Annotated in this window: 24 protein-coding genes; 11 read left to right on the top strand and 13 right to left on the bottom strand. The window is 65.0% G+C overall.

Translation table 11 applies throughout. The features are described 5' to 3' along the window. Nucleotides 1-41: 41 nt before the first annotated feature. From AB4Y40_RS26365 to AB4Y40_RS26345, 5 genes are all read right to left on the bottom strand, one after another. Nucleotides 42-1,259, bottom strand: coding sequence for a glycosyltransferase family 4 protein (locus tag AB4Y40_RS26365; RefSeq protein ID WP_368690305.1), 1,218 nt, complete (start codon nt 1,257-1,259; stop codon nt 42-44). After that, nucleotides 1,247-2,374 carry a glycosyltransferase family 4 protein gene (locus AB4Y40_RS26360; RefSeq protein WP_368690304.1) on the bottom strand — a complete coding sequence of 376 codons (1,128 nt, stop codon included), beginning with the start codon at nt 2,372-2,374 and terminating at the stop codon, nt 1,247-1,249. The genes AB4Y40_RS26365 and AB4Y40_RS26360 overlap by 13 nt, the downstream gene beginning before the upstream one ends. 378 nt (nt 2,375-2,752) lie before the next feature. Then, complete coding sequence (locus tag AB4Y40_RS26355) at nt 2,753-4,996, bottom strand: polysaccharide biosynthesis tyrosine autokinase (protein ID WP_368690303.1); 2,244 nt, start codon at nt 4,994-4,996, stop codon at nt 2,753-2,755. 67 nt (nt 4,997-5,063) lie between these two features. Beyond that, complete coding sequence (locus tag AB4Y40_RS26350) at nt 5,064-6,140, bottom strand: polysaccharide biosynthesis/export family protein (protein ID WP_368690302.1); 1,077 nt, start codon at nt 6,138-6,140, stop codon at nt 5,064-5,066. A gap of 223 nt (nt 6,141-6,363) precedes the next feature. Next, nucleotides 6,364-7,470, bottom strand: a complete 1,107-nt coding sequence (locus AB4Y40_RS26345) for a sugar transferase (protein ID WP_368690301.1) — start codon at nt 7,468-7,470, stop codon at nt 6,364-6,366. A 581-nt stretch (nt 7,471-8,051) separates the two neighbouring features. On the opposite strand from AB4Y40_RS26345, the gene AB4Y40_RS26340 reads away from it, so the two are divergent. From AB4Y40_RS26340 to AB4Y40_RS26330, 3 genes are all read left to right on the top strand, one after another. Further along, nucleotides 8,052-9,431 carry a calcium-binding protein gene (locus tag AB4Y40_RS26340; RefSeq protein ID WP_368690300.1) on the top strand — a complete coding sequence of 460 codons (1,380 nt, stop codon included), beginning with the start codon at nt 8,052-8,054 and terminating at the stop codon, nt 9,429-9,431. An 89-nt stretch (nt 9,432-9,520) separates the two neighbouring features. Further along, on the top strand, nt 9,521-10,624 hold the full coding sequence (locus AB4Y40_RS26335) for a glycosyltransferase (protein ID WP_368690299.1): 1,104 nt from the start codon (nt 9,521-9,523) through the stop codon (nt 10,622-10,624). A 160-nt stretch (nt 10,625-10,784) separates the two neighbouring features. Next, complete coding sequence (locus AB4Y40_RS26330; RefSeq protein WP_368690298.1) at nt 10,785-10,919, top strand: entericidin A/B family lipoprotein; 135 nt, start codon at nt 10,785-10,787, stop codon at nt 10,917-10,919. 35 nt (nt 10,920-10,954) lie between these two features. Here the strand turns inward: AB4Y40_RS26330 and AB4Y40_RS26325 are convergent, their stop codons facing one another. After that, on the bottom strand, nt 10,955-11,647 hold the full coding sequence (locus tag AB4Y40_RS26325; protein WP_368690297.1) for a pyridoxamine 5'-phosphate oxidase family protein: 693 nt from the start codon (nt 11,645-11,647) through the stop codon (nt 10,955-10,957). A 306-nt stretch (nt 11,648-11,953) separates the two neighbouring features. On the opposite strand from AB4Y40_RS26325, the gene AB4Y40_RS26320 reads away from it, so the two are divergent. After that, the gene (locus tag AB4Y40_RS26320) at nt 11,954-12,409 is read left to right on the top strand and encodes a host attachment protein (RefSeq protein WP_254318411.1); all 456 of its coding nucleotides are present in this window, start codon (nt 11,954-11,956) and stop codon (nt 12,407-12,409) included. Between the two features lie 63 nt (nt 12,410-12,472). Here AB4Y40_RS26320 and AB4Y40_RS26315 read toward each other — a convergent pair whose 3' ends face one another. Both AB4Y40_RS26315 and AB4Y40_RS26310 read right to left on the bottom strand, forming a co-directional pair. Continuing rightward, nucleotides 12,473-12,649: a DUF1427 family protein gene (locus AB4Y40_RS26315; protein ID WP_035512139.1), complete on the bottom strand. Its 177-nt coding sequence runs from the start codon at nt 12,647-12,649 to the stop codon at nt 12,473-12,475. A 27-nt stretch (nt 12,650-12,676) separates the two neighbouring features. Next, a complete protein-coding gene (locus AB4Y40_RS26310; protein WP_368690296.1) occupies nt 12,677-13,645 on the bottom strand; it encodes a zinc-binding alcohol dehydrogenase family protein in 969 nt (322 codons plus the stop codon). 271 nt (nt 13,646-13,916) lie between these two features. On the opposite strand from AB4Y40_RS26310, the gene AB4Y40_RS26305 reads away from it, so the two are divergent. Next, a complete protein-coding gene (locus AB4Y40_RS26305; protein WP_368690295.1) occupies nt 13,917-15,020 on the top strand; it encodes an acyltransferase family protein in 1,104 nt (367 codons plus the stop codon). Nucleotides 15,021-15,097: 77 nt separating this feature from the next. Here the strand turns inward: AB4Y40_RS26305 and AB4Y40_RS26300 are convergent, their stop codons facing one another. After that, the gene (locus AB4Y40_RS26300; protein WP_368690294.1) at nt 15,098-15,997 is read right to left on the bottom strand and encodes an MBL fold metallo-hydrolase; all 900 of its coding nucleotides are present in this window, start codon (nt 15,995-15,997) and stop codon (nt 15,098-15,100) included. 116 nt (nt 15,998-16,113) lie between these two features. Here AB4Y40_RS26300 and AB4Y40_RS26295 point away from each other — a divergent pair, with 116 nt between their 5' ends. From AB4Y40_RS26295 to AB4Y40_RS26280, 4 genes are read left to right on the top strand one after another with little or no spacing between them, the layout of a single operon-like run. Next, nucleotides 16,114-16,449: a metalloregulator ArsR/SmtB family transcription factor gene (locus tag AB4Y40_RS26295; RefSeq protein ID WP_028202089.1), complete on the top strand. Its 336-nt coding sequence runs from the start codon at nt 16,114-16,116 to the stop codon at nt 16,447-16,449. Beyond that, nucleotides 16,446-16,880: a YeeE/YedE family protein gene (locus AB4Y40_RS26290; RefSeq protein WP_368690293.1), complete on the top strand. Its 435-nt coding sequence runs from the start codon at nt 16,446-16,448 to the stop codon at nt 16,878-16,880. The genes AB4Y40_RS26295 and AB4Y40_RS26290 overlap by 4 nt, the downstream gene beginning before the upstream one ends. A 1-nt stretch (nt 16,881) precedes the next feature. Continuing rightward, on the top strand, nt 16,882-17,334 hold the full coding sequence (locus AB4Y40_RS26285) for a DUF6691 family protein (RefSeq protein WP_368690292.1): 453 nt from the start codon (nt 16,882-16,884) through the stop codon (nt 17,332-17,334). A gap of 39 nt (nt 17,335-17,373) precedes the next feature. Beyond that, complete coding sequence (locus AB4Y40_RS26280) at nt 17,374-18,990, top strand: TIGR01244 family sulfur transferase (protein ID WP_368690291.1); 1,617 nt, start codon at nt 17,374-17,376, stop codon at nt 18,988-18,990. Nucleotides 18,991-19,014: 24 nt separating this feature from the next. Here the strand turns inward: AB4Y40_RS26280 and AB4Y40_RS26275 are convergent, their stop codons facing one another. Both AB4Y40_RS26275 and rarD read right to left on the bottom strand, forming a co-directional pair. Then, the gene (locus AB4Y40_RS26275) at nt 19,015-19,395 is read right to left on the bottom strand and encodes a DUF5594 family protein (RefSeq protein ID WP_069267732.1); all 381 of its coding nucleotides are present in this window, start codon (nt 19,393-19,395) and stop codon (nt 19,015-19,017) included. Nucleotides 19,396-19,565: 170 nt separating this feature from the next. Further along, nucleotides 19,566-20,453 carry an EamA family transporter RarD gene (gene rarD, locus AB4Y40_RS26270; RefSeq protein ID WP_368690290.1) on the bottom strand — a complete coding sequence of 296 codons (888 nt, stop codon included), beginning with the start codon at nt 20,451-20,453 and terminating at the stop codon, nt 19,566-19,568. A 324-nt stretch (nt 20,454-20,777) separates the two neighbouring features. On the opposite strand from rarD, the gene AB4Y40_RS26265 reads away from it, so the two are divergent. After that, complete coding sequence (locus AB4Y40_RS26265) at nt 20,778-21,566, top strand: sulfite exporter TauE/SafE family protein (protein WP_342921587.1); 789 nt, start codon at nt 20,778-20,780, stop codon at nt 21,564-21,566. Between the two features lie 40 nt (nt 21,567-21,606). Here the strand turns inward: AB4Y40_RS26265 and AB4Y40_RS26260 are convergent, their stop codons facing one another. Continuing rightward, complete coding sequence (locus AB4Y40_RS26260) at nt 21,607-21,867, bottom strand: hypothetical protein (protein WP_158757093.1); 261 nt, start codon at nt 21,865-21,867, stop codon at nt 21,607-21,609. A 337-nt stretch (nt 21,868-22,204) separates the two neighbouring features. After that, on the bottom strand, nt 22,205-22,558 hold the full coding sequence (locus AB4Y40_RS26255; RefSeq protein ID WP_069267735.1) for a BON domain-containing protein: 354 nt from the start codon (nt 22,556-22,558) through the stop codon (nt 22,205-22,207). Between the two features lie 570 nt (nt 22,559-23,128). Between AB4Y40_RS26255 and AB4Y40_RS26250 the strand changes: the two genes are divergently transcribed. Next, on the top strand, nt 23,129-24,628 hold the full coding sequence (locus AB4Y40_RS26250) for a TAXI family TRAP transporter solute-binding subunit (protein WP_368690289.1): 1,500 nt from the start codon (nt 23,129-23,131) through the stop codon (nt 24,626-24,628). The last annotated feature ends 78 nt before the right edge of the window (nt 24,629-24,706 follow it).

The raw sequence follows: 24,706 nt of genomic DNA, 5'->3' as shown, positions 1-24,706 counted from the left end.
ACCCAGCCTTCGTGCGTGAACGATTTCGTTATTGCGCCAACTCAGGCTGAGTGCCAGCGCCGCACCACAGGCGGCGTGTCGGCGAGCACCTTGTCGGCATCCATCGCGCGTTCCACCACACTGAGAAACTCCTGCTTGAACCGCTCTTCCGTAAAGCGCATCGCATTGCGACGGCAGACTTCCGCTTTGAGCGGGGGTTGCCGCTCGAAGCGCTCCACCGCATCGACAATCGATTCCACGCTTTGCTCGCTGAAGAAGAGCCCCGTGCCGCGCTCGGGATCCGGCGAATCCACCACGATCTCCCGCGAACCTCCGCGACCCAGCGCGATGACCGGCGTGCCACAGGCTTGCGCTTCCACCACGGATATGCCGAAGTCCTCCTCAGCGGCGACGACGAACGCTCGCGCACGCTGCATATGGTCCACCAGTACCTCATCGGGCTGATAGCCGAGCAACGTCACATTGGGCGTGGCACACGCCTTCACCCGCGCAAAGTCGGCGCCGTCACCGATCACCACGAGGCGCCTCGACGGCATCGTGGCAAATGCCTCGACGATGAGCGGTATGCGCTTGTACGGCACCATGCGCGAGGCAATCAAATAGAAGTCTTCGTGCTGGCCACCCAATTCGAACCGCTCCACATCGACGGGCGGGTAGACCACCGTAGCCTCGCTGCCGTAGGCCTTGCGAATGCGTCGCCCCACGAAAGCAGAATTGGCGACGAAAGCGTCCACCCCATGCGCCGTTCGCTGGTCCCAGATACGCATGTAGTGAAGCAACGCACGCACGATCCAGCTTTTCATGCCGCGCTGCAGCCCGGCTTCGCATAGATATTGATGCTGCAGATCCCACGCATACCGGATCGGCGAGTGCACATAACTGACATGCACCTGGTTCGGACCGGTCAAAATCCCCTTGGCCACGGCATGGCTCGAGGAAATCACGAGATCGTAGGACGACAGATCGAACTGCTCGATCGCCAGCGGCATGAGCGGGAGATAAGTGCGAAACGATTTGCGCGCCCGCGGCAAATGCTGAATGAACGAAGTCGTTGCGTGCCTGCCGCCCAGCACGCCCCGCTGCGACTCCGGGAAGAAGTCGACAACGCTGTATAGGTCGGCCTGTGGAAAGAGCTGAAGAATCTGCTCCACGACCTTCTCCGACCCAGCGTAAGTGACAAGCCACTCATGCACGAGCGCGACGCGGCCGAAACGGCGAGTGTCGTTCGCAAGATTGGACGCAAGCGTCACATTAGCCACGGCGAGATCTCCTCGATCAACCTGGTGGCAGTGGCTCGCCAGGTGAGTTCCGCTGTCCGTGCACGGCCCCGCTCGCGCAGATTCTCGCGTAACGCGGCGTCGCTCGTGATTCGTTCGAGCAAGCTCGCCAGCTCCGCAGGATCGTCCGGCGAGGTGTAGAGCACGGCGTCGCTGCACGCTTCCTGGACGGCCGGCAGCCGCGAAGCGATCACCGGGCAGCCGAGCGCCAGCGCCTCGACGGGCGGCAACCCGAAGCCCTCGTAGCGCGACGGATACACGAAGCACGCCGCGCGCCGATAAAGCGCAGCGAGTTCGCTGTCGCTCACGTAGCCGAGATGCTTCACAAAGGCGGGCAACGCATCCTGGCCCGTTCCGTAGACCCGTGCGTCGCCTCCGCCTACCACGATGATGTCGAACTGCGCTTCACGAATGAGGCGCGCAGCCTCAGCCACGAGCTGAAAATTCTTGTGCCGATTGAGGCTTCCCACTGCAAGTACGAATGGACGTTCGTCGAGCGTAACCGACGCTGGAGCCGCATCCTGTTGCACACGCAACATGTGCTCGCCGCTCTCCGGCACAACCCCGATCTTGTCTGCAGGAATCCGGTAAGCGTCACACAGCTCACGCCGCGAGAACTCCGACACGGTAATCACGCGCCGCGATATGCGGCCAAGACGCGGCGCCATCAGGCGATACCAGGCAACGAAAGACCGGCTGTAGCTGTCCGGCACGCGCGCGGGCGCCGCGTCGTGCAGCACCGTGATTTGACGGCGGTACCACAGGGGTCCGGAATTGCAGAGATTGAGCAGCAACCGGCCGCGTGCAGCTTGCGGCAGCGCCAGTTGTTCCCAACGCAGGCCACCGCCCTTTCCGCTCGCGCGCAACGCGACGTGCCGGAACGGATTTGGCATGGCCGCCAGCGCTTCGGGAACGATGATCTCGGTGCGCAATCCAGCGACGCGCGGATCGCGCAGCTCGATCAACTGGTCGAGCGCCCGGATCGTCTCGAACGCAAAGCGATCGACACCCGTCGCGCGGCGACCCAGGAAGCGGCCGTTAATCGTCAGATTGGGGGCAAGCACGTGTTTCATCCCAAGGTGGAAGGCATCGCTCACGGCCGGATTCGACGGGCGACGCCATGCAATTCATATGTCTTGAAGTGTGGCCGGTCTTCGCACCGGCGAATGTTCGCCGTCGCTCATGTCACGCCAACTCACGCATCCAGAGCCGGTTTAGGAGAGTCAGTTGCGACTTGCGATGGAAAGTCGCCGCTAATGCGATTGACGGATCCGGTCAAACGACCGATGGCCGAAGGGGCGTGATGAGTTCGCGTCGCGTGCGGGCGGACAGTCACTCTGCCGCCGGTGAAGTGGGCTGAAGCAGGGCGAATCCGCTCCAGCCCACGAGTCCAAACCATAAGGCGCCGCTCGACCTGCAATTCGACGGACCGCGGCGCTGTTGCCGACGAGCACACGACTGCCGGCGATACCCAGCTACTCCGCCTTCGCGCTCCCCGTATCCTTGGCAAAGCCGTAGCTCGAATAGCCGTACGCGGCATATTCGTTGCCATAGCGTCCCGGACGCGACGTCATGTCATTGAAGATCACGCCGCGAATGGGCACGCCAACCTGTTCGAAGCGTCGCACGGACTCGCGCAGATCGGCCACGCTCGTCGCGCCCTGGCGCGCGATCACGAACACGGTGCCCGCCAGTCTCCCGATGATCCCGGCGTCGGCCACCGGCAAAATCGGCGGCGCGTCGATCAGCACGAGCTCATAGGTCGAATTGGCCCATGCCACGAAATTCCTGAACGCGTCCTTTTGCAGCAGCTCGCTGGCATTGGTCACATAACCCCCGGTCGCGACGAAGTCGACGCCCGGCATCACGTCGTGATTCACCACGTGGTCATAGCTTTGGCAGTGCTCGAAGATGTTGGTGACGCCTGGCATGCTCGGCACCGCCATATGCTGGTTCAGCGAGCCCCGCCGCAGATCCGCGTCGATCAGGAGCACACGCTTGCCCGACGCACCGAATACGGCCGCCAGATTGACCGAGACGAACGACTTGCCGACCATGGGTGTCGGTCCCGCCAGCAGCACGATACGATTGGCTGCGTCCTCCAGCGAATGCTCGAGCGCGGTGCGGAAGCTGCGCAGGCTCTCGACTGCCGGGTCGAACACGGCCGTGTGCGCAAGCACCGTGTTCGCGCCCGGCGCGCCGTGGGGCAAATGACGCGCAAGCGAATGCTGAATGCGGCTGCGCGGTACGGCCGCGAAGACCGCCAGCCCGGTGCCCGTTTCGATTTCGTCCACGACGGAGACGCCGCGGTTGAGCCTCTGACGCAGCAGCACGAGCGCAGCGCCGGCAAACAATCCGGTAAACACGGCCGCGACCACGATAATTGCGCGCTTCGGCCGAATCGGTCCTTCAGGCGGCACAGCGGCGTCGATCATGCGCACATTCGACACGCGCCCTGCCTTGATCAGACGCAACTGCTCGCGGCTGTTCAAAAGATTGGTGTAGATGTTCGTATCGACGGTCACTTCACGCTGCAGGCGCACGAGCTCCTGCTCCACCGGCGGCAGCGCGCGGGTCTGGCCGGCGAGGTGTTCCAGCGACTTCTGCGCTTCGGACAGTTGCCCGTTGATGGCGACGAGAGCCGGGTTGTCGTCGGTGAAACGCGCCATCGCCTGCGCGCGTTGCTGTTGGAGATCGGCGATACGCTGCTGCGCCAGCGCCGAACTCTGCAACAATGCCGACGCTTCGGCGTCCAGATTGACGGCGCCGTGCGCCGAGCGGAACGTGTTGAACTCGTTCTCGGCTTTCTCGAGCTGGGCCTTGAGCAGAGGCAACTGCCGGTCGAGGAAGGCAATCTGCTTTTCCGCTTCTTCCTGCGTGCGCTGGGCATTCTGCCGGATGTATTCGTTGCCGATCGCATTGAGAATGGTGCTGGTGAGTACCGGGTCTTCGCCATCCAGCGCAACACCAATGACATCGGATTCCTTGCCCTTTTCCGTAATGGCGATTGCCGTCTGCAGCCCCTGGATGGCGCTCAGTTCGGACAGGCGCATCACGTTGAAGACCGTGCCCGGTTGCCCATCGATCCGGCCAACGACGAGGTCGATTGTGCCGCCCACCGTCGGCGCGTGCAACGCCTCTCCCACTTTGCCCTCGAGCGTGATGCCGCCCCCCTCGAGCGTGTAGGCGCCCTCGCCCCGGTAGGTCAAGACGAATGGCCTGCCTTGCAGGCGTGTCGGCACGTTGAACTGCGTTACCTCGATTGCCTCGTCGCCCCATGCGTAACCGCCCCATCCCGACCAGTGGTCGAGGCTCAGATGTCGCGCAGCCCAGCGGCCCACCACGGGGAAATAGCGCGGCGTTGCCTTGATGTAGAGCTTGGTCGCATCGACGGCGGAAGACACGACCATCCGCGAACGCAATACCTCCATTTCCGCCGATGCCTGGGTCTTGACCGCGAACTGGGAGGAAAGATCGGCCAGCGCCGACTTTGCCCCGTTCGGGCTCTCCTCCACCTGAATGAGCATGTCCGATTGATAGACAGGGGACGCCAGTACCGCGTAGAGAGTGCCGAAAAGCGTAAAGATCAGCGTAACGATCAGGATCGTCTTGCGGCCCGCATAAAGGGTATCCAGCATATTGCCCATATGTCCGCCGTCGGGGGCGATCGGCATGATCGTCTCCGCAGGCCCTTCGAGCAGATAGTCGCGGTTATTCATCTTGTTCCCCCGAAAGCGAACAGGTCGACTGACGCGGTTCGTGTGGTTTGTATTGTTCATGTGCACATCAGTATCCAATCGCACGGCTCGCCGCCGCGGCCTGGGTCGTCGGCAAAATCAGGCTGATGACACGACTCCACTTCACGAGAGTAGACGTATCGACGAATACGACATCATTCGGCTTGAGCTCGAACGAGTCGGCCGTTGCCATTGCAGAAGCGCTGCTCGCGTCGAGATGAAACACGACCGGCTGGCTGGTATCGCGTCCACGCACGACATATACCTGCGAAGCATCACCCGACGACTGGTTGATCCCTCCCGCGTTGCCAAGTGCCTCGTTGAGCGACATACGTCCGTTATTGAACATCACGCCGCCAGGACGCTCGACCTCGCCGACCACGAAGACCTTGCTGTCCGTCTGTGCAAAGATCCGCACGAGGTCACCATCGTGCAGAATGATCCGGTCGGGATTGAACCCCTTGCGGATCATCGCCGGCATATCGATATCCACGGTGGCGTCGCCGCGCGTCACAGACACATGCGAGCGGTCGGCATTGCTCGTGAAACCGCCGGCCCGGTTGATCGCCTCGGGCAATGTCATCGGTCGGTCGTTGAGCACCTGCACGCCCGGCGTCTTGACCTCGCCGTCGAGATACACGCGCTTGCTGCGATAGGTCTCGATGCGCACGGTGATCTGCGGCTGACGCACGTATTTCGCGAGCTTTCCCGCGAGGATGTCGCGCACGCCCATTTCCGAAAGACCGGCGACTTTCAGCGGACCAATATAGGCATACTGAATAAAGCCGTTGGTATCGACGGTGTAACCGGACGCAACCGAACTGGCGCCCGAGGGAGCGTCGCCACCGCCGCCGCTCGCAGGCAGGTTGAGTTCGGGATGATCCCAGACGACGATGGTGAGAATATCGCCGGGGCCGATTTCATATGGAGTGGCCTTGGCAAACATCTTCTCCACATCCGCGGGAATGCCCTTGGGTCGCGCCGCGGCTTCCTTGTCCACCAGGTCCCTCGTGATCTCGACGAGCGTACCGGATGGCGCACCCGCGATGCCCTTGGCCACCACACTATCGGGCACTGCCGCGCCCGGGTTCGCGCCGGTGCCGGCCGCGCCGGATGTGTAAGTCATGCCCGGCGCCAGGGCACAGCCGCTCAGCGCCGTGAGCGCCAGGCAAACGGCACACGCGCCCGCCAGTCCAAAATCCCGCACGACACGCGCGTGCGCAGTCCCGATCCAGTTCATCGCGTTCAGTCCCATCGCAAATACCCCCAATCGCTCTACACGCGTTCCTGGCCATGCCGTGTGGCCCGGATACCCGAAATGCCAGTCGCTCGCCCGCTCCGTTTTCGACTCAATACGCGCCAGTTCCGCGAATCACGACAAACAACGTCTTGAACAGAATCCCGATGTCCTTCCGGAAGGTCCAGTTCTCCACATAGGAAACGTCGAGCAAAACGCGCGTTGCGTAGTCGATGTCGTTGCGCCCGCTCACCTGCCACAGGCCCGTGATACCCGGCGTGGCCATCAGGTAGTACTTTCTCGCCTCGCCATAGCGCTCCAGTTCCTGGTCGATGATCGGCCGCGGGCCGACAAAACTCATCTGGCCGCGCAGGACGTTCCAGAGCTGCGGCAGTTCATCGAGGCTCGAGCGGCGCAGAAAGTGGCCGATCCGCGTGACGCGCACATCGTTCTTCAGCTTGAATTCGCGCTCCCACTCGGCGCGGGCTTCGGGGTCCCGCTCGAGCAGATCCTTGAGCACCTGCTCCGAGTTCACCACCATCGAGCGGAACTTGAGACAGCGGAATTTCTTGCCATGGCGGCCTACGCGCGTATGGCCGTATAACGCCGGACCACCGTCGCGCTTGACCAGCAGCGCGAGCACGGCGAGCAGCGGCGAGAGCAGCACGATCGCACTCACCGCCGCCACGATGTCGAAGACGCGTTTCAAGGCGTGCCCAATGACTGCGCTACGAACCTTGTCGCGCGCACCGACCTCATAAGCTTCCCGGCGCCACCATTCACGGGTCAGCCGCAGCACGCTGAATTCCGAAAAGAACAGCGTGTGCGACAGCAGCAGGGAAATACCCGTCGTCAACGTCCAGTACATGAACCACGGCAACGCCAGCAGATGATCGTGATGAATCGCATACAGCAGCACGAGTCCGCAAAGCTGCACCGCGAGCCAGGCGAACGCCGTGCGGCCCGCGACGCTGAAAAGCGACCGGCTGCCACGCGTGCCATAGGTCCCGCAGGCGGGAAAGACCGAGAGTGCGAGCGCCGCGCAAAATGCCACCAGCGTGGGATCGGGGTGATGCACCTCGGCCACCTGTCCGGAATTCAGATTCAGGTGGACGGCGCAAATGGCGCCCAGCACGATCAGCACGACATCGACCGTACGTTGCAGCACGATGTCGACCGTACGTTGCGCAAACTCTGACCGTTGCGTTAACTCTGACATTTCCCTACCCCAGTGCGTGTCGTGTTCGCCAGACGTTCATGGGCTGGTAGTCGTCCGCCACCGGCGAACGCACGGAAATCCCCGTCTCAGGCGATCCATACGTCACGTGCCGCCTGCCCCGATAACCCACGACAACACATTACGGCGCGAGCGACGCAGGAACCGTGCGCAATCCCACCAACGGTTTCTGATCGTCGCTGCCTCATGATGCGAACCACGCTGGGGGCGCTCTGCAAGTCACAATGCGAGCGTTGCGTTATGTGCGTAACCGCACATAACGCAACGTCTCTCGGACCCGGTTCGGCTGATTAATATGAAGGATCCCTAACTGTTTACCCTGAAAATCGCGACAATCGACTCTATTTTCATTATTCGATCGCGACATCTGTGATAGACGGAATCTAATCTCCTGTGGAGTGTCTATCCGTTCGCCGTCGCACACATGATGTAGCCAATGACGCGGCAAAATGCTTTCTGGCTGCGCCTCCAACGTGGGTAAGCCAATTGAAAATGCCGGCGTGGAGCGAGCAAGCGCGCGTAATCGGTAGCCGGCAACCGCTCCACGCGAGGAATACGCCGTGATGCATTCCGTAGCAACCACCCATCGTCTGCTCACCGGTACCGCCCGTTCGCGAGACGCGAGCCACGCGAAACGGACCTGGCCGTTCGGCATGCGTGCCATTAAAAGCTTCGCAGCAGGTATCTGCGCACTCGCGTGTGCAACGGCGGTGCACGCGGGCGACGCTGTGCACGCCATGCCAGCCGACGAATTCCTCCAGACGCTCGCTGTCGACACCCACGTCAGCTATACCGACGGCGCGTATGTCAACGTGCACAACGTCGCCGACGATATGGCGTGGCTCGGCATTCACCACGTCCGCGACTACCCGCCCGGCTCTTCCATTCCGTTCTCCAGCTATGTCTATCTCGCGCAGCGCGGAGTGAAATTCAACTTCCTGATGGGCGCGGACTTCGAGAAGCACATCGGGCAGGTTGCGCAGTTGAATACCGAGGTGCCCGGCAGCGTTGCGGCCATCGAAGGCCCCAACGAACTCAACAACTTTCCAGTCGCTTACCAGGGGCTTACCGGCGCGGCAGCCGGGCTCGCTGTGCAGCGCGACCTCTACGCACGCGTGCACGGCATGCCGGAGCTCAAGGCGGTGCCCGTCTACGACGCGACCGGCTTCGACCCCAAGTCAGTCGAGACGCGTGCAGCTTCGGCCGACTTTGCGAATCAGCATGTCTACCCGCAAAACGGCGAGCAGCCTCTCTGGAACGCGAACGGCGACAAGTGGATGCTTGCGGCCATTCACCTGGGCCAGAGATTTCAGTTGCCGCTCGTCATCACCGAGTTCGGCTACTTTTCATTGCCGCAGGCGGGTTGGTACATGCTCGGCGTCGACGAGGACACGCAGGCCAAGGGCGTGCTCAACGGTTATATGGATGCGGCGTCGGCGGGCGTGAGGCGGCTCTATGTTTATGAACTGCTCGACGAAAAGCCCGATCCGGCACACAAGAACGATGAAATGCATTACGGGCTCTTTCGCAACGACAACAGTCCCAAGCCGGTGGCCTACGCCATTCGCAATCTCACGTCGTTCCTGAACGCCAACTCCACGCGACGCGCAAGCGCAGCCGCGCGCAACACGCTCGCCTATACGCTTTCGGATATGCCGCAATCGGCGAATAGTCTGCTGCTGCAGAAGAAGGACGGCCGCTTCGTGCTGGTGCTCTGGAACGAAACGCTCATCTGGGACCGTGCGACAGCAAAGCCGCTCACCAGCCCGCCCGCGCGCGTCGGTCTCGACTTTGGCGAGACAGCGAAACGTGTCGAGATTTACGATCCGCTCGCTCCGGCGGAACCGCGCAAAATCCATCGCGACGTGCGCCAACTCACCGTGGAAGTACCCGACCACATCATCCTGCTCGAAATCACGCCCGCGAACACACCGGGAACCTGAGCGCAGCGCCGAGCGCATGAGCTTCGGGCGGGCAGCCTGTCCGCCTTTGTATAATCGCGCATTCCTCCTTCCGGTCGCGGTTTCCTTTCATGCTCAGTTTTGCCCTCGGCTTTCTCGTTTCCTTGCTGGTCACGCTGCTGATCGTGCGTTACGCGCATCTGCATGAAAGGTTCTCCGTCGATTCCGATCTCGCGGGCGTGCAGAAATTCCACGTGCGTCCCGTGCCGCGCATCGGCGGAACAGGCATCCTCGCGGGGCTCATCGTCGCGGCCGCGCAGTTGCATGGAGCGTATCCGGCTGTCTCGGGCGGCATACTCGGGATCGTCGCGTGCGGGCTGCCCGCGTTCGCTTCGGGGCTGATCGAAGACCTGACCAAGCGCGTTTCGCCGCTTGTGCGCCTCCTGTGCACGATGGGCGCCGCCGCGCTCGCGTTCTGGTTCCTCGGCATCGCGGTCACGCGCATCAGCGTGCCGCCGCTCGACTTTCTGCTTTCCTACGCGGCGATTTCCTTCGTCATCACCGTGCTCGCGGTCGCGGCACTCGCCAACGCGATCAACATCATCGACGGCTTCAACGGCCTCGCCTCGATGGTCGCGTTCATGATGTTCGCCTCGCTCGCCTACGTGGCCTTCCAGGTGCACGACCCCGTGGTGCTCTCCGCGTCGTTCATCATGATGGGCGCCGTGCTGGGCTTTTTTATGTGGAATTTCCCGGCGGGCCTGATCTTCCTCGGCGACGGCGGCGCGTATTTCATCGGCTTCATGCTGGCCGAGCTGTCGATCCTGCTCGTCATGCGCAACCGCGACGTGTCGGCGTGGTATCCGGTGCTGCTTTTCATGTATCCGATCTTCGAGACCTGCTTCTCGATCTACCGGAAAAAGTTCGTGCGCGGCATGTCGCCCGGCATTCCCGACGGCGTCCACCTGCACATGCTCGTCTACAAGCGCCTCATGCGCTGGGTCGTGGGCGCGCGCAACGCCCGCGAACTCACGCGGCGCAATTCGCTCACTTCGCCCTACCTGTGGCTGCTCTGCCTGATCGCCGTGATTCCGGCCACGCTGTTCTGGCGCCACACGCTGCATTTGTTCTGCTTCGTCGTGCTGTTCGCGCTCACCTACGTGTGGCTCTATGTGAGCATCGTGCGCTTTCGCTCGCCCAAGTGGCTCGTGGTGCGCAGGACGCGCAAGCGCTGAACACGGCTTGATGTCACGCATGCGCCGCTGCACAGCCTCGGCGCATGTGACCCCGCTTCGCGCGTAGAATCGAAAGAAAAGACGGCGCGCATGCCCCATGCCCGCCGCCGCTTCCATTCGACGCTATTTGCCGTCTATTCGATTCAGGGAGAGAGCCGATATGAGCCGTTATCTCGCGTTTGCGCTTGCGCTGTTCGCCGTGACGCTCGCCGCCTGCAACACCATCGCAGGCGCGGGCCAGGACATTTCGAAGGGCGGTCAGGCCATCACCAACACAGCGGACAAGGTCAAGTAAGCCGGTTGCGGGCGCGTCGCACTGCGAGCGCCCGCTTACGCCGCGGCGCCCTCGCGCAGCCGCGCAACCTCTGCCTCCAGTTCGCGCACGCGGGCCTCGCGTTGCGCGGCGGCCTCTTCCAGTTCGCGTATGCGCGCCTCGCGCTCGTCTAGCGCCGACTTCACGTCCGCTGCCTCGAAACGCTGCGGAATGTGCTGCGGGCAGTTCATGTCCCACGCGTGCACCGTGAAGACGATCACCCGCTCGGCGCGCGCCTGGTAGCCCGCGGGCATCAGCTCCGCGACCAGCGCCGGGTCTTCGACGACGCGCGCGCGGCCCCAGAGCTTCACGCGCCGCCGCCGCGCATAGTCGATCACGAACAGATGCGCCTTCGGGTTGTCGGCCAGGTTGCCGAGCGTGATGTATTGCTGGTTGCCGATGAAATCGGCGAAGGCAATGGTGTGCTCGTCCACCACGTGCAGAAAGCCCGCCGGGCCGCCGCGATGCTGGATGTACGGCTGCCCTTCGGTATTCGCGGTGCCGAGGAATACACTCGTCTGCGCGCCGATGAATTCCTGGATCTTCGGCGTGAGCGCCACGCCCCACGCGTGATCGCGCTCCACGCGCGCATAGAGTTCCCGCGAACCCAGCCGCTCCTGCATCGCCTTGACCGTCGGCGTGAAGGCGACGTCGCTCGGATAACGGAGGATGCGATCGGCATTCGAGGCGGTCGAGTCGTTCGGGCTCATGGCGGACTCCTGTGCAGCGCGCTGCGGAGTCTAAAGGCTAGGCGCTCCCGCAGAAAAAGATAATCCACCGCCAGCAAGAATCATCCTCCCAAATTCTGGAAGGGCGAGCCGCCAGCGGGCACGCGGCTCGCTGTTCCGACACTTTCGCGTCTCGCGCGAGCGCCAGCGGCGCGCCGACGAGCGCGGCGGCACTTCCCGCGCCGTGCGGCCCGAAGCGCGCTACCCTTGATGTTTACGCCGCGAGGCCCGAGTCCACTCAACCGCCCGGCGGCCGCATGCGCCGGGCGCCATGGCAGGGAGTCGAACATGTCAAAAACGATCTGGATTGTCGTCGCCAACCGTGTGACCGCGCGCATTTTCGCCGCCGAAAGCCCGCTGGGCGCCATCGATGAGGTCGAGACGCTGCTCCATCTGCAAGGCCGCATGTCGGACGAGAACCTCGTGACCGACAAGCCGGGGCGCACCACCGACCGCGTCGGCTTCGGCCGCAGCGCGACCGATCCGGACACCAGCCAGCACGACCACGAAGCCACCGTGTTCGCAGCGGAGATCGCGACGACGCTCGCGAAGGCCCGCAACGACGCGCGCTACGGCACGCTCGTGCTCGCGGCGCCGCCCGCGTTCCTCGGCGCGCTGCGCAAGGCGATCGACGCGCAAACGCGCAGCCTCGTCACGCTCGAACTCGACAAGGATCTTGCGGCGCTCGACGCACGCGAACTCCGCACGCGTCTGCCTGAGCGGCTCGTGCGGGCCGAGGCGTGAGCCAGCCTGTCGGCACAATCCGCGCGGAGCGATATCCGACGCGGTGAGTAAGGATTGCCCCGCTCACCCCGCGAGATGCGCGACGCATGCGCGCACGACGCCGATGACGTTCTCGCCCGCCAGCATGCCGAGCAGCCCGACGAGTGCGATGGTCGGCGGCGCGGGCGATTTCACCTGCAGCACGTTGTAGAGCAGCCCCGCGAGCGCGCCGACCGCGAACGACACCAGATAGCCCTTCATCTTCGTCTCCCGTTCGTCGTTGCGCGCTCACGCCATGTCGATCACGACGCGCCCAGGCGTGCCCGCGGCGACCGCCTCGTAGGCTTCGCGCGCCCGCGCGAGCGGAAAGTGCGCGGCCACGACGGGCGGCTCGAACTGGCCCGCGTCGAACGCTTCGGCGATCGCGCGCATGAGCGGCGCGGATTCGGCCACGCCGAGCTTCGCGCTATCGGCGCCGAGCAGCTGCGTCTCGTTGTGATAGAAGTCGATCAGGTCGAACTCCACGCGGCGCTTGCCCGTCGCGCTGATTTCGACCACGCGGCCGCGCCGCTTCGCAAGCGAGAGCGCCAGCTCGAACGCCACGCCGCCCACGGCGTCGTAGACCACGTCCGCGCCGGCTCCGCCCGTCAGCTCGCGTACGCGATCTGCGGTGTGCTCGTTCATGGGCACGAAGGCGTCGATGAGACGCGCAGCCGGCGAACCGGCAAGCGGCGCCTCGCGGCCCACGCCGATCACGCGTGCGCCGCGCGCCTTGGCGATCTGCGTGACCGCGCCGCCCACGCCGCCCGACACGCCGATCACGGCGATCGTTTCGCCCTCGGCGAGGCGCGCGTAATCGACGGTACCGAGCCACGCCACGACGAAATTCACGCCGATCGACGCGGCCTGTGCGTGCGAGAGCGCCGCGGGCTTGCGCACGAGCGCGGCCTCGGGCACCTCGATGAACTCGGCATGCGTACCGTCGTGCGTGAAGCCGATGTCGCCGCCCGTGCCCCAGACCTCGGCGCCGAGCCACTCTGCGGGGCCCGCCACGACCACACCGCTGAAGTCGCGTCCCGGCACGCGCGGCGGCACCGTGTGCTCGAAATGGCCGGCGACGTTCTTCACATCGCTCGGGTTGACCGAGGCGGCGCGCACCTGCACGAGCGCGCTCCCGGCTTTCGGTGTTGGCGTGGGCAAATCGAGGTACTCGAGCACCTCGGGCTTGCCGAAGGTCTTGAACTGGATGGCTTTCATGGGGGGACTCCGTGCAATCAGGTTTCGCGCAACGCCTTACGTGAACGCGGTATCGAACTGAAACCCAATGTAGTTTGCTGCAGCCCGGTTGTGTGGACAGACGCTTTCGAATTTCGGACAAGGTAACGCTTTAACTAATTGCTGGCTTCTGTACGGGCGCACACAAAACTACGCATTCGCATACCTTTCCGCGATGTCAGAATAGCCGCGATGAAACGCAGCACATCCCGCTCAGGCCGCCATTGGCGAACGCGCAGACCGCGCATCCACCATGCAAAAGCTAAAGTCCCTTACCGTGCTGCGCGCTGTTGCAGCAACAACGGTCATCTTCTTTCACATCATGTCGCCGACTGGACACACGTTCGGTGAATTCGGCGTCGACATTTTCTTCGTGATAAGCGGTTTCGTCATCGCGCTCGTGCTGGACAATCCAGAATTGACCACCCAGCGCTTCCTCGCGGACCGCATCGCCCGCATCGTGCCGCTGTACTGGGTATTGACGTTTGGCGTATTCGCTGGGGCACTCATTGCGCCTGAGTTGTTGAATTCAACGACGGCCGACCTCGGGAATCTGCTGAAGTCGCTCTTTTTCATTCCTTATCGCAAGGAAAGCGGCCAGATATTCCCAATGTTGTTCGTCGGCTGGACGCTGAACTACGAAATGCTGTTTTACGTAGTCACAGCCGTTTCGTTGATGCTGGTGCGCCGTCACCGCCTGCTGTTCACTTCTGCGCTGATCCTTGCGATTTTTTGCACGGCGAAGGCATCGCACTCGCATGGCGTGTTTGCCGCGTTCTATACGAACCAGCGCCTATTCGAGTTCCCGCTCGGCTTCATGGCCTACCAGCTTTGGAAGTTCGGAATCCGGATCAAGCTGCCGCTTGCGGGATGCATCGCGGTAGCGGCCTATGCGTGGATGGCCTACATCAACTGGCACGACCTTTCCAACGCACCGCTGCTCTACTACGGCCTGCCGGCTTTCGTGCTGATCGGCAGCACACTGAGCCTGGAACCGGCGATGGGCTCGGGCTCGTTGACTCGCGCAGCCATATTCATCGGCAATGCGAGTTATGCCATCTATCTGAGCCATCCATACTGTGTGGAAGCTGCACGCAAGCTGCTGCCGGACGCTATCGAGGGCTTCGACGCGACTGCGCCGCTCGGGGTGGCGCTCACGATGATCGTGGCGACGGCGATGGGCGCCGCGCTCTACCAGTTCGTCGACTGGCCGCTGCACAGGCACGCGCGTCGTCTGTTGCACGCCGTGCCGGCCATACGGTTGCGCAGATCGCGCACTGCCGGCGCGAACGATACAGGCATGGGCTCGCAGGAGGAAGCGGCCGGCGACTTGCCAGTCAACGAAGACGCGAACTGAACAGCGCAGTGCGCGGGCAGCGAGCGATCAAAGACGTTTTCCCGCGCTCCCGGACGCGGAGCTCACGCCGCAAAAATTCAAAGCGCGTCGATCGGAATCTTCAGATACCGCACCCCGTTGGCTTCGGGCTCCGGCATGCGGCCCGCGCGGATGTTCACCTGGATCGACGGCAGGATCAGGTTCGGCATGGCGAGCGTGCGGTCGCGCGCGGTGCGCATCTGCACGAACGCCGCTTCGCTCACGGTCTCGTTCAGATGGATGTTGCCGCTGCGCTGCGCGCTCACCGTGGTCTCGAAACACGGCCCGCGCGAAGCGGGCGGATAGTCGTGGCACATGAAGAGCCGCGTGTCGCCCGGCAGGTCGAGCAGCTTGCGCGCCGAACGGTAAAGCGTGTGCGCGTCGCCGCCCGGGAAGTCGCAGCGCGCCGAGCCCACGTCGGGCATGAAGAGCGTATCGCCCACGAACACGGCGTTGCCGATCTGATACGCGAGATCGGCAGGCGTGTGGCCGGGCACGTGCAGCGCACGCGCCTCCAAAGCGCCGACCTGGAATGTCTCGCCGTCCCGGAACAGCACGTCGAACTGGCTGCCGTCCGGGCTGAGCGTCTCGCCCAGATTGAACACCGCGCGGAACACGCCCTGCACCGCGCGAATGTGCTCGCCGATGGCGATGCGCCCGCCCAGTTGCGCCTTCAGATACGGCGCCGCCGAAAGATGATCGGCGTGCGCGTGCGTTTCCAGCAGCCACTCGACGCGAAGGCCATGGTCGCGCACGAACGCAATCACGCGTTCGGCCGATTCCGTGGCGGTGCGGCCCGATTTGGGATCGTAATCGAGCACCGGGTCGACGATCGCGCAGGCGCTGCCGCGCCCGGCGTGCACGACGTAGGTGACCGTGGCCGTGACGGGGTCGAAAAAGGGCTCGACGCTCGGTTCGGGTTTAGGTAGCTGGGCTGGGTTGGACACTGGGTTGGGCATCAACGACTCCGCACAAATGACCCTCTATTGAAACACATATTATAAATTTATATAATGTTTTTAGACAAAGTATAATCTGGATCATTGACTTGCAACCTCGTCCCACGAGGCGACACATGAACTCACCACTCACGCCCGAAGCGCTCGCGGCCCTGCGCGAATCCGCCGAAAAGTGCTGTGCGCTGCTCAAGGCGCTTGCCCACGAAGACCGTCTCCTGCTGCTTTGCCAGCTCACCGAAGGCGAGCGCAACGTCGGCGAGCTCGAGGAGTTGGTGGGCGTGCATCAGCCGAGCCTTTCGCAGCACCTCGGCAAGCTGCGCGACGAAGGCCTCGTCGATACGCGCCGCGAAGGCAAATACATCTACTACCGCCTCGCGAGCCCCGAAGTCATCCAGGTCATGCAGACGCTCTCGAGCCTCTATTGCGGGCGGCTCAAGGTCCATCCGGCATGAGTCTCGACCTCGCTCATTTCACGCCCTACGCCTCGTTCGCGGGCGGCCTGATGATCGGCGCGGCCGCCGCGCTCTTCGTGCTCGTGAACGGGCGCATCGCCGGGATCAGCGGCTTGCTCGGTGGGTTGCTGCCGGGCTCGGGCGGCGAGCGCGGCGTGAATGCCGCGTTCGTCATCGGCCTCATTGCCGCCCCGTTGCTGTGGCGACTGCGCGCGACGCTTCCGGTCACGCAGATCGATGCGTCGATGCTCACGCTGGTCGTGGCGGGCCTGCTGGTCGGCATCGGCACCCGTTACGGCTCGGGCTGCACGAGCGGCCACGGCGTGTGCGGGATCGCGCGCGGCTCGCGCCGCTCGTTCGTCGCCACGGGCGCGTTCATGGCGGCGGGCTTCGCCACCGTGTTCGCCGTGCGTCACCTGGTCGGAGGCTGAAATGCGAAAACTCAGTGCGTTCGCGTGCGGTTTGCTGTTCGGCATCGGCTTGCTCGTCTCGGGCATGGCCAACCCGGCCAAGGTGCTCGGCTTTCTCGATCTCGCCGGCAACTGGGACCCGTCGCTCGCCTTCGTGATGGCGGGCGCCATCGCAGTCGCCGCGCCCGCCTTCTGGCTCGCGCGCAAGCGAGCGTCGAGCCTCGCCGGCGCGCCGATTCAACTGCCCACCTCGCGCCGAATCGACGGCCGGCTGATTGGCGGCGCCCTGCTGTTCGGCGCGGGCTGGGGACTCGCGGGCTTCTGCCCCGGCCCCGCGCTCGTCGCCGCGGGCGGCGGACAGCCGCGCGCCTGGCTCTTCGTCGCCGCCATGCTCGCGGGCATGGCAATTTTCGCCTTGCTGGAGCGGCACCGCCGTTCGCAGGAAGCCACACGAATCAGCACGAAACCGCAATAAAGCAGCGCTACGCCGCACCAGCATCGGGACCAAAATTACATGCAAATCACGCAACACGACGCGCGCTTCGCGAGCGCCGACCAGATCACGCCCGACGACCTCGCCGCCCTCCAGGCCGCGGGCTATCGCTCGATCATCTGCAACCGGCCCGATGGCGAGGGCGGCGACGCGCAACCCACGTCGCAGGCGCTGCGCGCTGCGGCCTCGCAGCTCGGTCTGCAGTTCGCGTATCTGCCGGTGAAGCCCGGCCAGATCACCGCCGAAGACGCTGCGCGTTTCGCCCAGTTGCTGATCGATCTGCCCGGCCCCGTGCTCGCGTACTGCCGCAGCGGCAACCGCGCCACGAGCCTCTATCGGCTCGCGCAGCAAGGCGCGCCCACCCAGGCCGCGCAACCCGCGAACGCCGCGCGCGCCGCGACGGCGGCCTGCGCGTGGGAAGGCGAAACGTGGGACGTCGTCGTGATCGGCGGCGGCACGGCGGGCATCGCCGTCACCGCGAGCCTGTTGCGCCGCGAGCCGAACCTGAAGATCGCCATCGTCGAGCCGAGCGATCACCACAACTATCAGCCCGCGTGGACGCTGGTCGGCGGCGGTGCATACGACGTGACGAAAACGCGCCGGCCCATGGCGAGCGTCATGCCCGCGGGCGTGAAGTGGTTCCGCGCGGCCGCCACGCGCGTCGAGCCGGAAGCGAACGTCGTGCAGCTCGACAGCGGCGTGCGCGTGGCCTACCGCCAGCTCATCGTGGCACCGGGACTGCGGCTCGCGTGGGAGCGCATTGCGGGCCTCACGGAAACGCTCGGCAAGCATGGCGTGACCTCGAACTATTGCTACGACCTCGCGCCCTACACCTGGCAGCTCGTGCAGCAGATGAAGGGCGGCACGGCGCTCTTCAGCCAGCCCGGCATGCCGATCAAGTGCGCGGGCGCGCCGCAAAAAGCCATGTACCTCGCGTGCGACCACTGGCAACGCCAGGGCGTGCTCGGCCAGGTCAACGTGGAGTTCAATCTCGCGGGCGCCGTGCTGTTCGGCGTGGCGACCTTCGTGCCGCCGCTCATGGCGTATGTGAAGCGCTACAACGCGAACCTCGCGTTCTCGTCGAATCTCGTGGCCGTGGACGGCCCGGCGCGCATCGCCACCTTCGAAGTGAAGGATGCGAACGGCAACGTCACGCGTGTGGAAAAGCGCTTCGACATGCTGCACGCCGTGCCGCCACAGGCCGCGCCCGACTTCATCCGCGACAGCCAGCTCGCCGACGAAGCCGGCTGGTGCGAAGTGGATCACGCCACGCTCCAGCATCCGCGCTATCCGAACGTGTTCTCGCTCGGCGACGTGTGCTCGGCGCCGAACGCCAAGACCGGCGCGGCCGCGCGCAAGCAGGCCGTGATCGTGGCCGAAAACCTGCTCGCCGCGCGTGCGGGCGCGCCGCTCGCGTATCGCTACGATGGCTACGGCTCGTGCCCGCTCACCGTGGAGAAGGGCAAGGTCGTGCTGGCCGAGTTCGGTTACGGCGGGCGCCTTTTGCCCACCTTCCCGCTCGACCCGACGCGGCCGCGCCGCCTCATGTGGCTGCTCAAGGCGAGCGTGCTGCCGAGCTTTTACTGGTGGGGCATGCTCAAGGGCCGCGAATGGCTCACGCGGGCTGCGCGCGGCTGACGACACTCGAGGGCCAGGGCGCGCTTAGCCCTCGAAATCGAGCCCGCCTAGCAGCACCTCGGGCTCGCCTTGCGTGCGCGAGGCGAAATCGACGGAGCGCGCCGACTCCCATGACGCCAGCTTGCGCCCGGTCGCTTCGAGATAGTGCTCGAAGCGCGCTTCGCCGCCGGGCTCCATGAGGCGCTCGATCTCCTCGGTGTCCCAGGTCAGCGAGACGTTCAGCGGATACACGTACGGATGCCGGTGCTCGTTCGCGACGCCGCGCAGGCGCACGCGCGTCGGATGCCCGTGACCCGCGTTGGGCACGACATCGACGTGCACCGAAGGGCCGAACTGTTTCGCCAGCTTCGCCGCAATGCGCGGCGCGAATTCTTCCTCGAACCGGCGAACGGCTTCGATACTCATGCGCGGGACACTCCACTGAGGATTGACTGCGGATCAAGGCACTGCCGGTCACGACTGGATCGCGCAACCGGCACGCGATTCACCACGACCGTGCAGCGCGTCGTCCTGGCATCCTACCGCGCCGCCGGCAGGTCAGCCAATGCCCGGCAGCGCACCGCCGCCCAGCCCCCTCACGCCGCGCGGCGCTCCCGCGCGGCCACAAGGCTGCGTACGCCTTCGAGCGAATACACGAAGAGCGCGACCCAGATCGCGCCGTAACCCACGGCGCGCACCGCGCCGAACGGCTCCCCGTAGATGAGCACGCCGGTGAGCAGCTGAAGCGTGGGCGTGACGTACTGGATCAGACCGAGCATCGACAGCGGAATGCGCCGCGCGGCCGCGCCGAACAGGAGCAGCGGGACCGCCGTGATCGGGCCGGAGGCCGCGAGCAGCAGCTGCAGCCCGCGCGACGCATGCGTGAAGTGGCTCGCGCCGGCCAGGCCCACGATCGTCAGATAAACGACCGCAACGGGAAAGAGCAGCACGGTTTCGAGCGCTAGGCCTTCGAGCGCGCCGAGCTGCGCGGTCTTGCGCAAAAGCCCGTAGCCGCCGAAGGTCACGGCGAGCGCGAGACTGATCCACGGCGGCGCGCCGTTCTGCCAGGTGAGCCACACGACGCCCGCGGTGGCCAGCACCACGGCGGCCCATTGCAGGGGGCGCAGGCGCTCGCGCAGGAACGCATAGCCGAACAGCACGTTGATGAGCGGATTGATGAAGTAGCCGAGACTCGCCTCGACGATATGCCCGGCATTGACGGCCCAGATATAGATGCCCCAGTTGGCCGAAAGCAGCACGGCGCTCGCCACGAAGCGCCCGAGCAGACGGCGGTCGCGCAGCGTGGGCCCGAGCCAGCGCCAGTGGTGGCGCACGACGAGCACGGCGACCACGAACACGAGCGACCACGCCATGCGGTGCGCGAGCATTTCGAGCGCGGGGATCTGGTGCAGCGTCTTGAAGTAGATGGGGAAGAGCCCCCAGAGAACGAATGCAGCGAAGGCGTAGAGGATGCCGGGATTCATGTTCGATTCGGATTATGGTGGCGCCAGTGCTGCGCGGCGCTGTTCGGCACGTGCCTGCGCGCAAAGGGACGCGCAAGGCACGTGAAGCTGCGAGCTGGCATCTGGCCCGCATCCTGCCTGTGGGACCGTGCGAAGGCAATTGAAAGCCAGGCGCAACGCGCCTGATTTCGCTAAACCCTGCGCCAAGCCGCCGGTTTTGCGACAATAGCGGATTTTCGCCGCCAGCCCTGGCCGTTGTCCAGCCTGACGCGCCGCTTACGGCGCGCGCTGTTCTCAACGCGGCAGGCGCGGGCGTAGCCCCCTGAACCGGCCTCTTCGCGCGCGATGTCCTTCCCCCATATCGATCTGCTGTATTCGCTGTCCGGCCTGTTCGTCGGATTTCTGGTCGGCCTGACCGGCGTGGGTGGCGGCTCGCTGATGACGCCGATCCTGGTCCTCGTCTTCAACGTGCATCCGGCCACGGCTGTCGGCACCGACCTGCTCTACGCAGCGGCGACCAAATCCGCGGGCACGCTCGTGCACGGGCTCAAGGGTTCGGTGGACTGGCGCGTGACGCTGCGGCTCGCAGCCGGCAGCGTGCCCGCCGCGACGATCACGCTGATCCTGCTGCACCGCTATGGCATGGACACGCCGCGCGCCGGGCATCTGATCCAGGCCGTGCTGGGCGTAGCGCTCCTCATTACGGCCGTCGCGCTCATTTTCCGCCCGCAGCTCGCTGCGTTCGCTTCGCGCCACCGCCACGGGCCGGGCGAAGCGCGCACGCTCTTCTTCACGATCCTCACGGGCGCGGTGCTCGGCGTGCTCGTCTCGCTGACCTCGGTGGGCGCGGGCGCCATCGGCGTGACCGTGCTGCTGCTGCTCTACCCGGCGCTGCCCACGGTGCGCATCGTCGGCTCCGATGTCGCGCACGCCGTGCCGCTCACGCTCCTCGCGGGCGCCGGCCACTGGCTGCTCGGTTCGATCGACTGGCACATGCTGCTTTCGCTCTTGTGCGGCTCGCTGCCCGGCATCGCGATCGGTAGCCTGCTGTCCACCAAGGCTCCCGAAAAGCTGCTGCGAGTGCTGCTCGCCGCGACGCTCACGCTCGTGGGCGTGCGGCTCGTGCTCTCCTGAATGCGGCACACGCCATGCCCGCCGCGCACCTCGCGCACGCTCAAGCGTGGGGCGCCTGGCGGAAAAATCTCCCGTTGAGATCGACCTCGAACTGGCGCAGCCACTGGCCGCGGGCGTCGATGCGGTAAGCCTGCGCCCAGGCGCCGCGCCGCACGATCAGCATGTCGCCATGGTCCGGGTCGTTGGGATCGGCTTCGCCGCGAATGTCGAACTGCATGGGCGCAAAGCCGTGCCGCGCACAGGCCAGCTCGAAGGCCGCCCGGTCGACGAGCGGCAAGTCGGTGTAGGTGTGAATGGTCATGGCGATTTCCTGCTTTCCAGCGATGAGGCCGCGCTCGACCTCGGGAAAGACGCGCGATACCCACGGTATACCCCCAACGGCGGGAAGACTGTGTGTCAAACTACACTTTGGCGGCTGCAGTGCAACATGACGCAATCGCATGCCGCTTGCGTTTGCGGGCTGCAGGTTCACGCGCTACGCGTACAAGCTGCCGGCTTCGAGCGATAACTGCCCCCAAGCACACGCCAACCGTACGCCTGCGAGACCTATGCGCACAAAAAAAGCCCGGCCTGTAGCGGCCGGGCTTTTTGCTGTCGCTTGAGCACAGGCGCCCCGTTTCCAGGGTGCGCTGCTGCGTTTATTGCTCCACTCTGACCGTCAGCTTGTTCGACACCGACGTCACGCCAGGCACACCCTTCGCGACTTCTCCAGCCTTGTCGATTTGGCCCTGATCCGGCACCGTGCCGGTCAGCGTGACAGCGCCACCGTGCGAGCGCACGTTGAGCTTGGAAACGTCGAGGCCTTGGGTCTTCGAGAGCGCCTTGCGCACCGTGTAGCCCAGCTTGCGGTCGGCCTTCTTGGCCGAGGTGGCCGGAGCGGCCGTGGTGGCGGCGGGAGCACTTGCCGACTCGTCCTGCGCGTACGACGCGCTGCAAGCTACCGACAGGCACAGTGCCACGCCCAGCGTCTTCAGAATAGCGACCGATTTCATGTTTTCTCCTTGTGTCTTCGCGTTGTTGCGAGTTGTTGTCTGCAATAGGACCGCCTGCCTTGCCGGAGGACGGCTCGAAGGCCGCCCGTCAGCCATGGTCCGACGGCTTTGTTACCACTACCGATGGCAGCGCACAGCGCGCACTGCGCGCGTACACGGCCAGGGTCTGGACGCGATGCGAGAGGCAAAAGGATGAAAGGACGTCGAATGACACCCGCCGGAACAGGTCCGTGCCCGTTTCCCGTTGTTATGAATTGATGCTCGCGCGAGCCCGCTCGTTCAACTTCTCCACCACTCCCGGGCCCCGGCGCGCCTTGCGAAGCGCAGCAGGCGAATCACAATTTAGCCTGGCTGTGGCGCAAGCGCAAAGAGTTTAGCTCAGGCGCGTGCAGCATGCGCTTAAGGTGTTCGCGGGGCACCCAGGCATGCCGCCGCAACGCCGAATCTCATGTACCATCGGCACCACAGAGCCCGCGCGGCGCGCGCGCCTGAGCCGAGCCGGCGCCAGCGCCGGACCCGACGCGGACCCGACCCGCACTCCCCGAACCACCCGAGGCCCGCCCCACCCCGATGAAGTCCCGCACCGGCCGCAAACCTCCTCCCCGTCTCGTCGCGCGTTTCGTGGCGATCTCGTGGCGCGACCTGGCCGTCACGTTCGGTCCCATCCTGCTCGTAAGCGCGGCGGCCATCTGGCTCGCGGTGCGCCTCATCCAGCCCGCGCCGCCCAACACGCTCACCATGAGCGCGGGGCCCAAGGGCAGCACCTTCTGGAACGCCGCGGAAAAATACAAGGCCATCCTCGCGCGCAACAACATCACGCTGAACGTGCTCGAATCGGAGGGCTCGGCGCAGAACCTGCAGCGTCTCGCCGACCCGAAGTCGAACGTCGACGTCGCGTTCGTGCAGGACGGCCTCGCGAGCAAGGTGCCAGGCGGCCTCGTCTCGCTCGGCAGCGTGGCTTACGTGCCGCTCGTGGTCTTCTATCACGGCCCCGTCGCCACACGGCTCTCGCAGTTCGAAGGCCAGCGCATCGCCATCGGCGCCGAGGGTAGCGGCACGCGCGAGCTCGCGCTCACGCTGCTCAAGGCGAACGGCATCGAGCCAGGCGGCCCGACCAAGCTTTTGCCGCTTTCCGGCGACGACGCCGCGCGCGAACTCGTGGCGGGCAAGATCGACGTCGCGATTCTCGCGGGCGACTCCGCCCAGCCGCCCGTGATGGGCCGCCTCATGCGCATGCCGGGCGTGCGCTTCTTCGACTTCGTCCAGGCCGACGCCTACGCGCGGCGCTTTCCGTTCCTCACGGCCATCACGATCCCGATGGGCGCGTTCGACTTCGGCCGCAACCTGCCGGCCGCTCCCCTGCATTTCATCGCGCCCACGGCCGAACTGGTCGCGCGCGACTCGCTGCATCCCGCGCTCTCCGACCTGCTGATCGAAGCGGCCAAGGAAGTGCACGGCCGCTCCACCCTGCTGCAGCGCGCCGGCGAATTCCCGGCGCCGCGTGCCCAGGACTTCCCGATCAGCGCCGACGCCGCGCGCTACTACAAGTCGGGCAAGAGCTTCCTCTACCGCGTGCTGCCCTTCTGGGTGGCGAGCCTCGCCGACCGGCTCGTGGTGCTGCTCGTGCCGATCATCGTCGTGCTGATTCCGGGCCTGCGGATCGTGCCTTCGCTCTACGCCTGGCGGGTAAAATCGCGCATCTACCGCTGGTACGGCTCGCTCATCGCACTCGAGCGCGCCGCGATGGCGGACAACTCGCCCACCGAGCGGCGGGCGCTGATCCGCCAGCTCGACAAGATCGAGGAATCGGTGAACGGCATGAAAATGCCGCTCGCCTATGCGGAACAGTTCTACGTGCTGCGCGAGCACATCGGCTTCGTGCGCGCGCGGCTTGCCGGGACGCGCGAAGCGCCGGACGCAGGCGCCGGGGCTGAAGAAGAGCAGACAACGGAAAGCGCCGAAGACGCAGAGGCGCCGGAAGGCGGTAGCAACGAGGCAGGCACAGCAGGTACAGAGGCGAGCCATGCAAACGAAAGCGGCGGCAATGAAACAGGCGAGCGCACGCATTAGCGCCGCTGCACGCATTTTGAACCGAACAATGGGCCATGCAGGCAATGGCCCGGATATCGCCCTGGAGAGGAGGAACAG

The sequence above is a fragment of the Paraburkholderia sp. EG287B genome, from assembly GCF_040965595.1.
Classification (GTDB): domain Bacteria; phylum Pseudomonadota; class Gammaproteobacteria; order Burkholderiales; family Burkholderiaceae; genus Paraburkholderia.
This window is presented reverse-complemented; position numbering and strand designations above follow the sequence as displayed.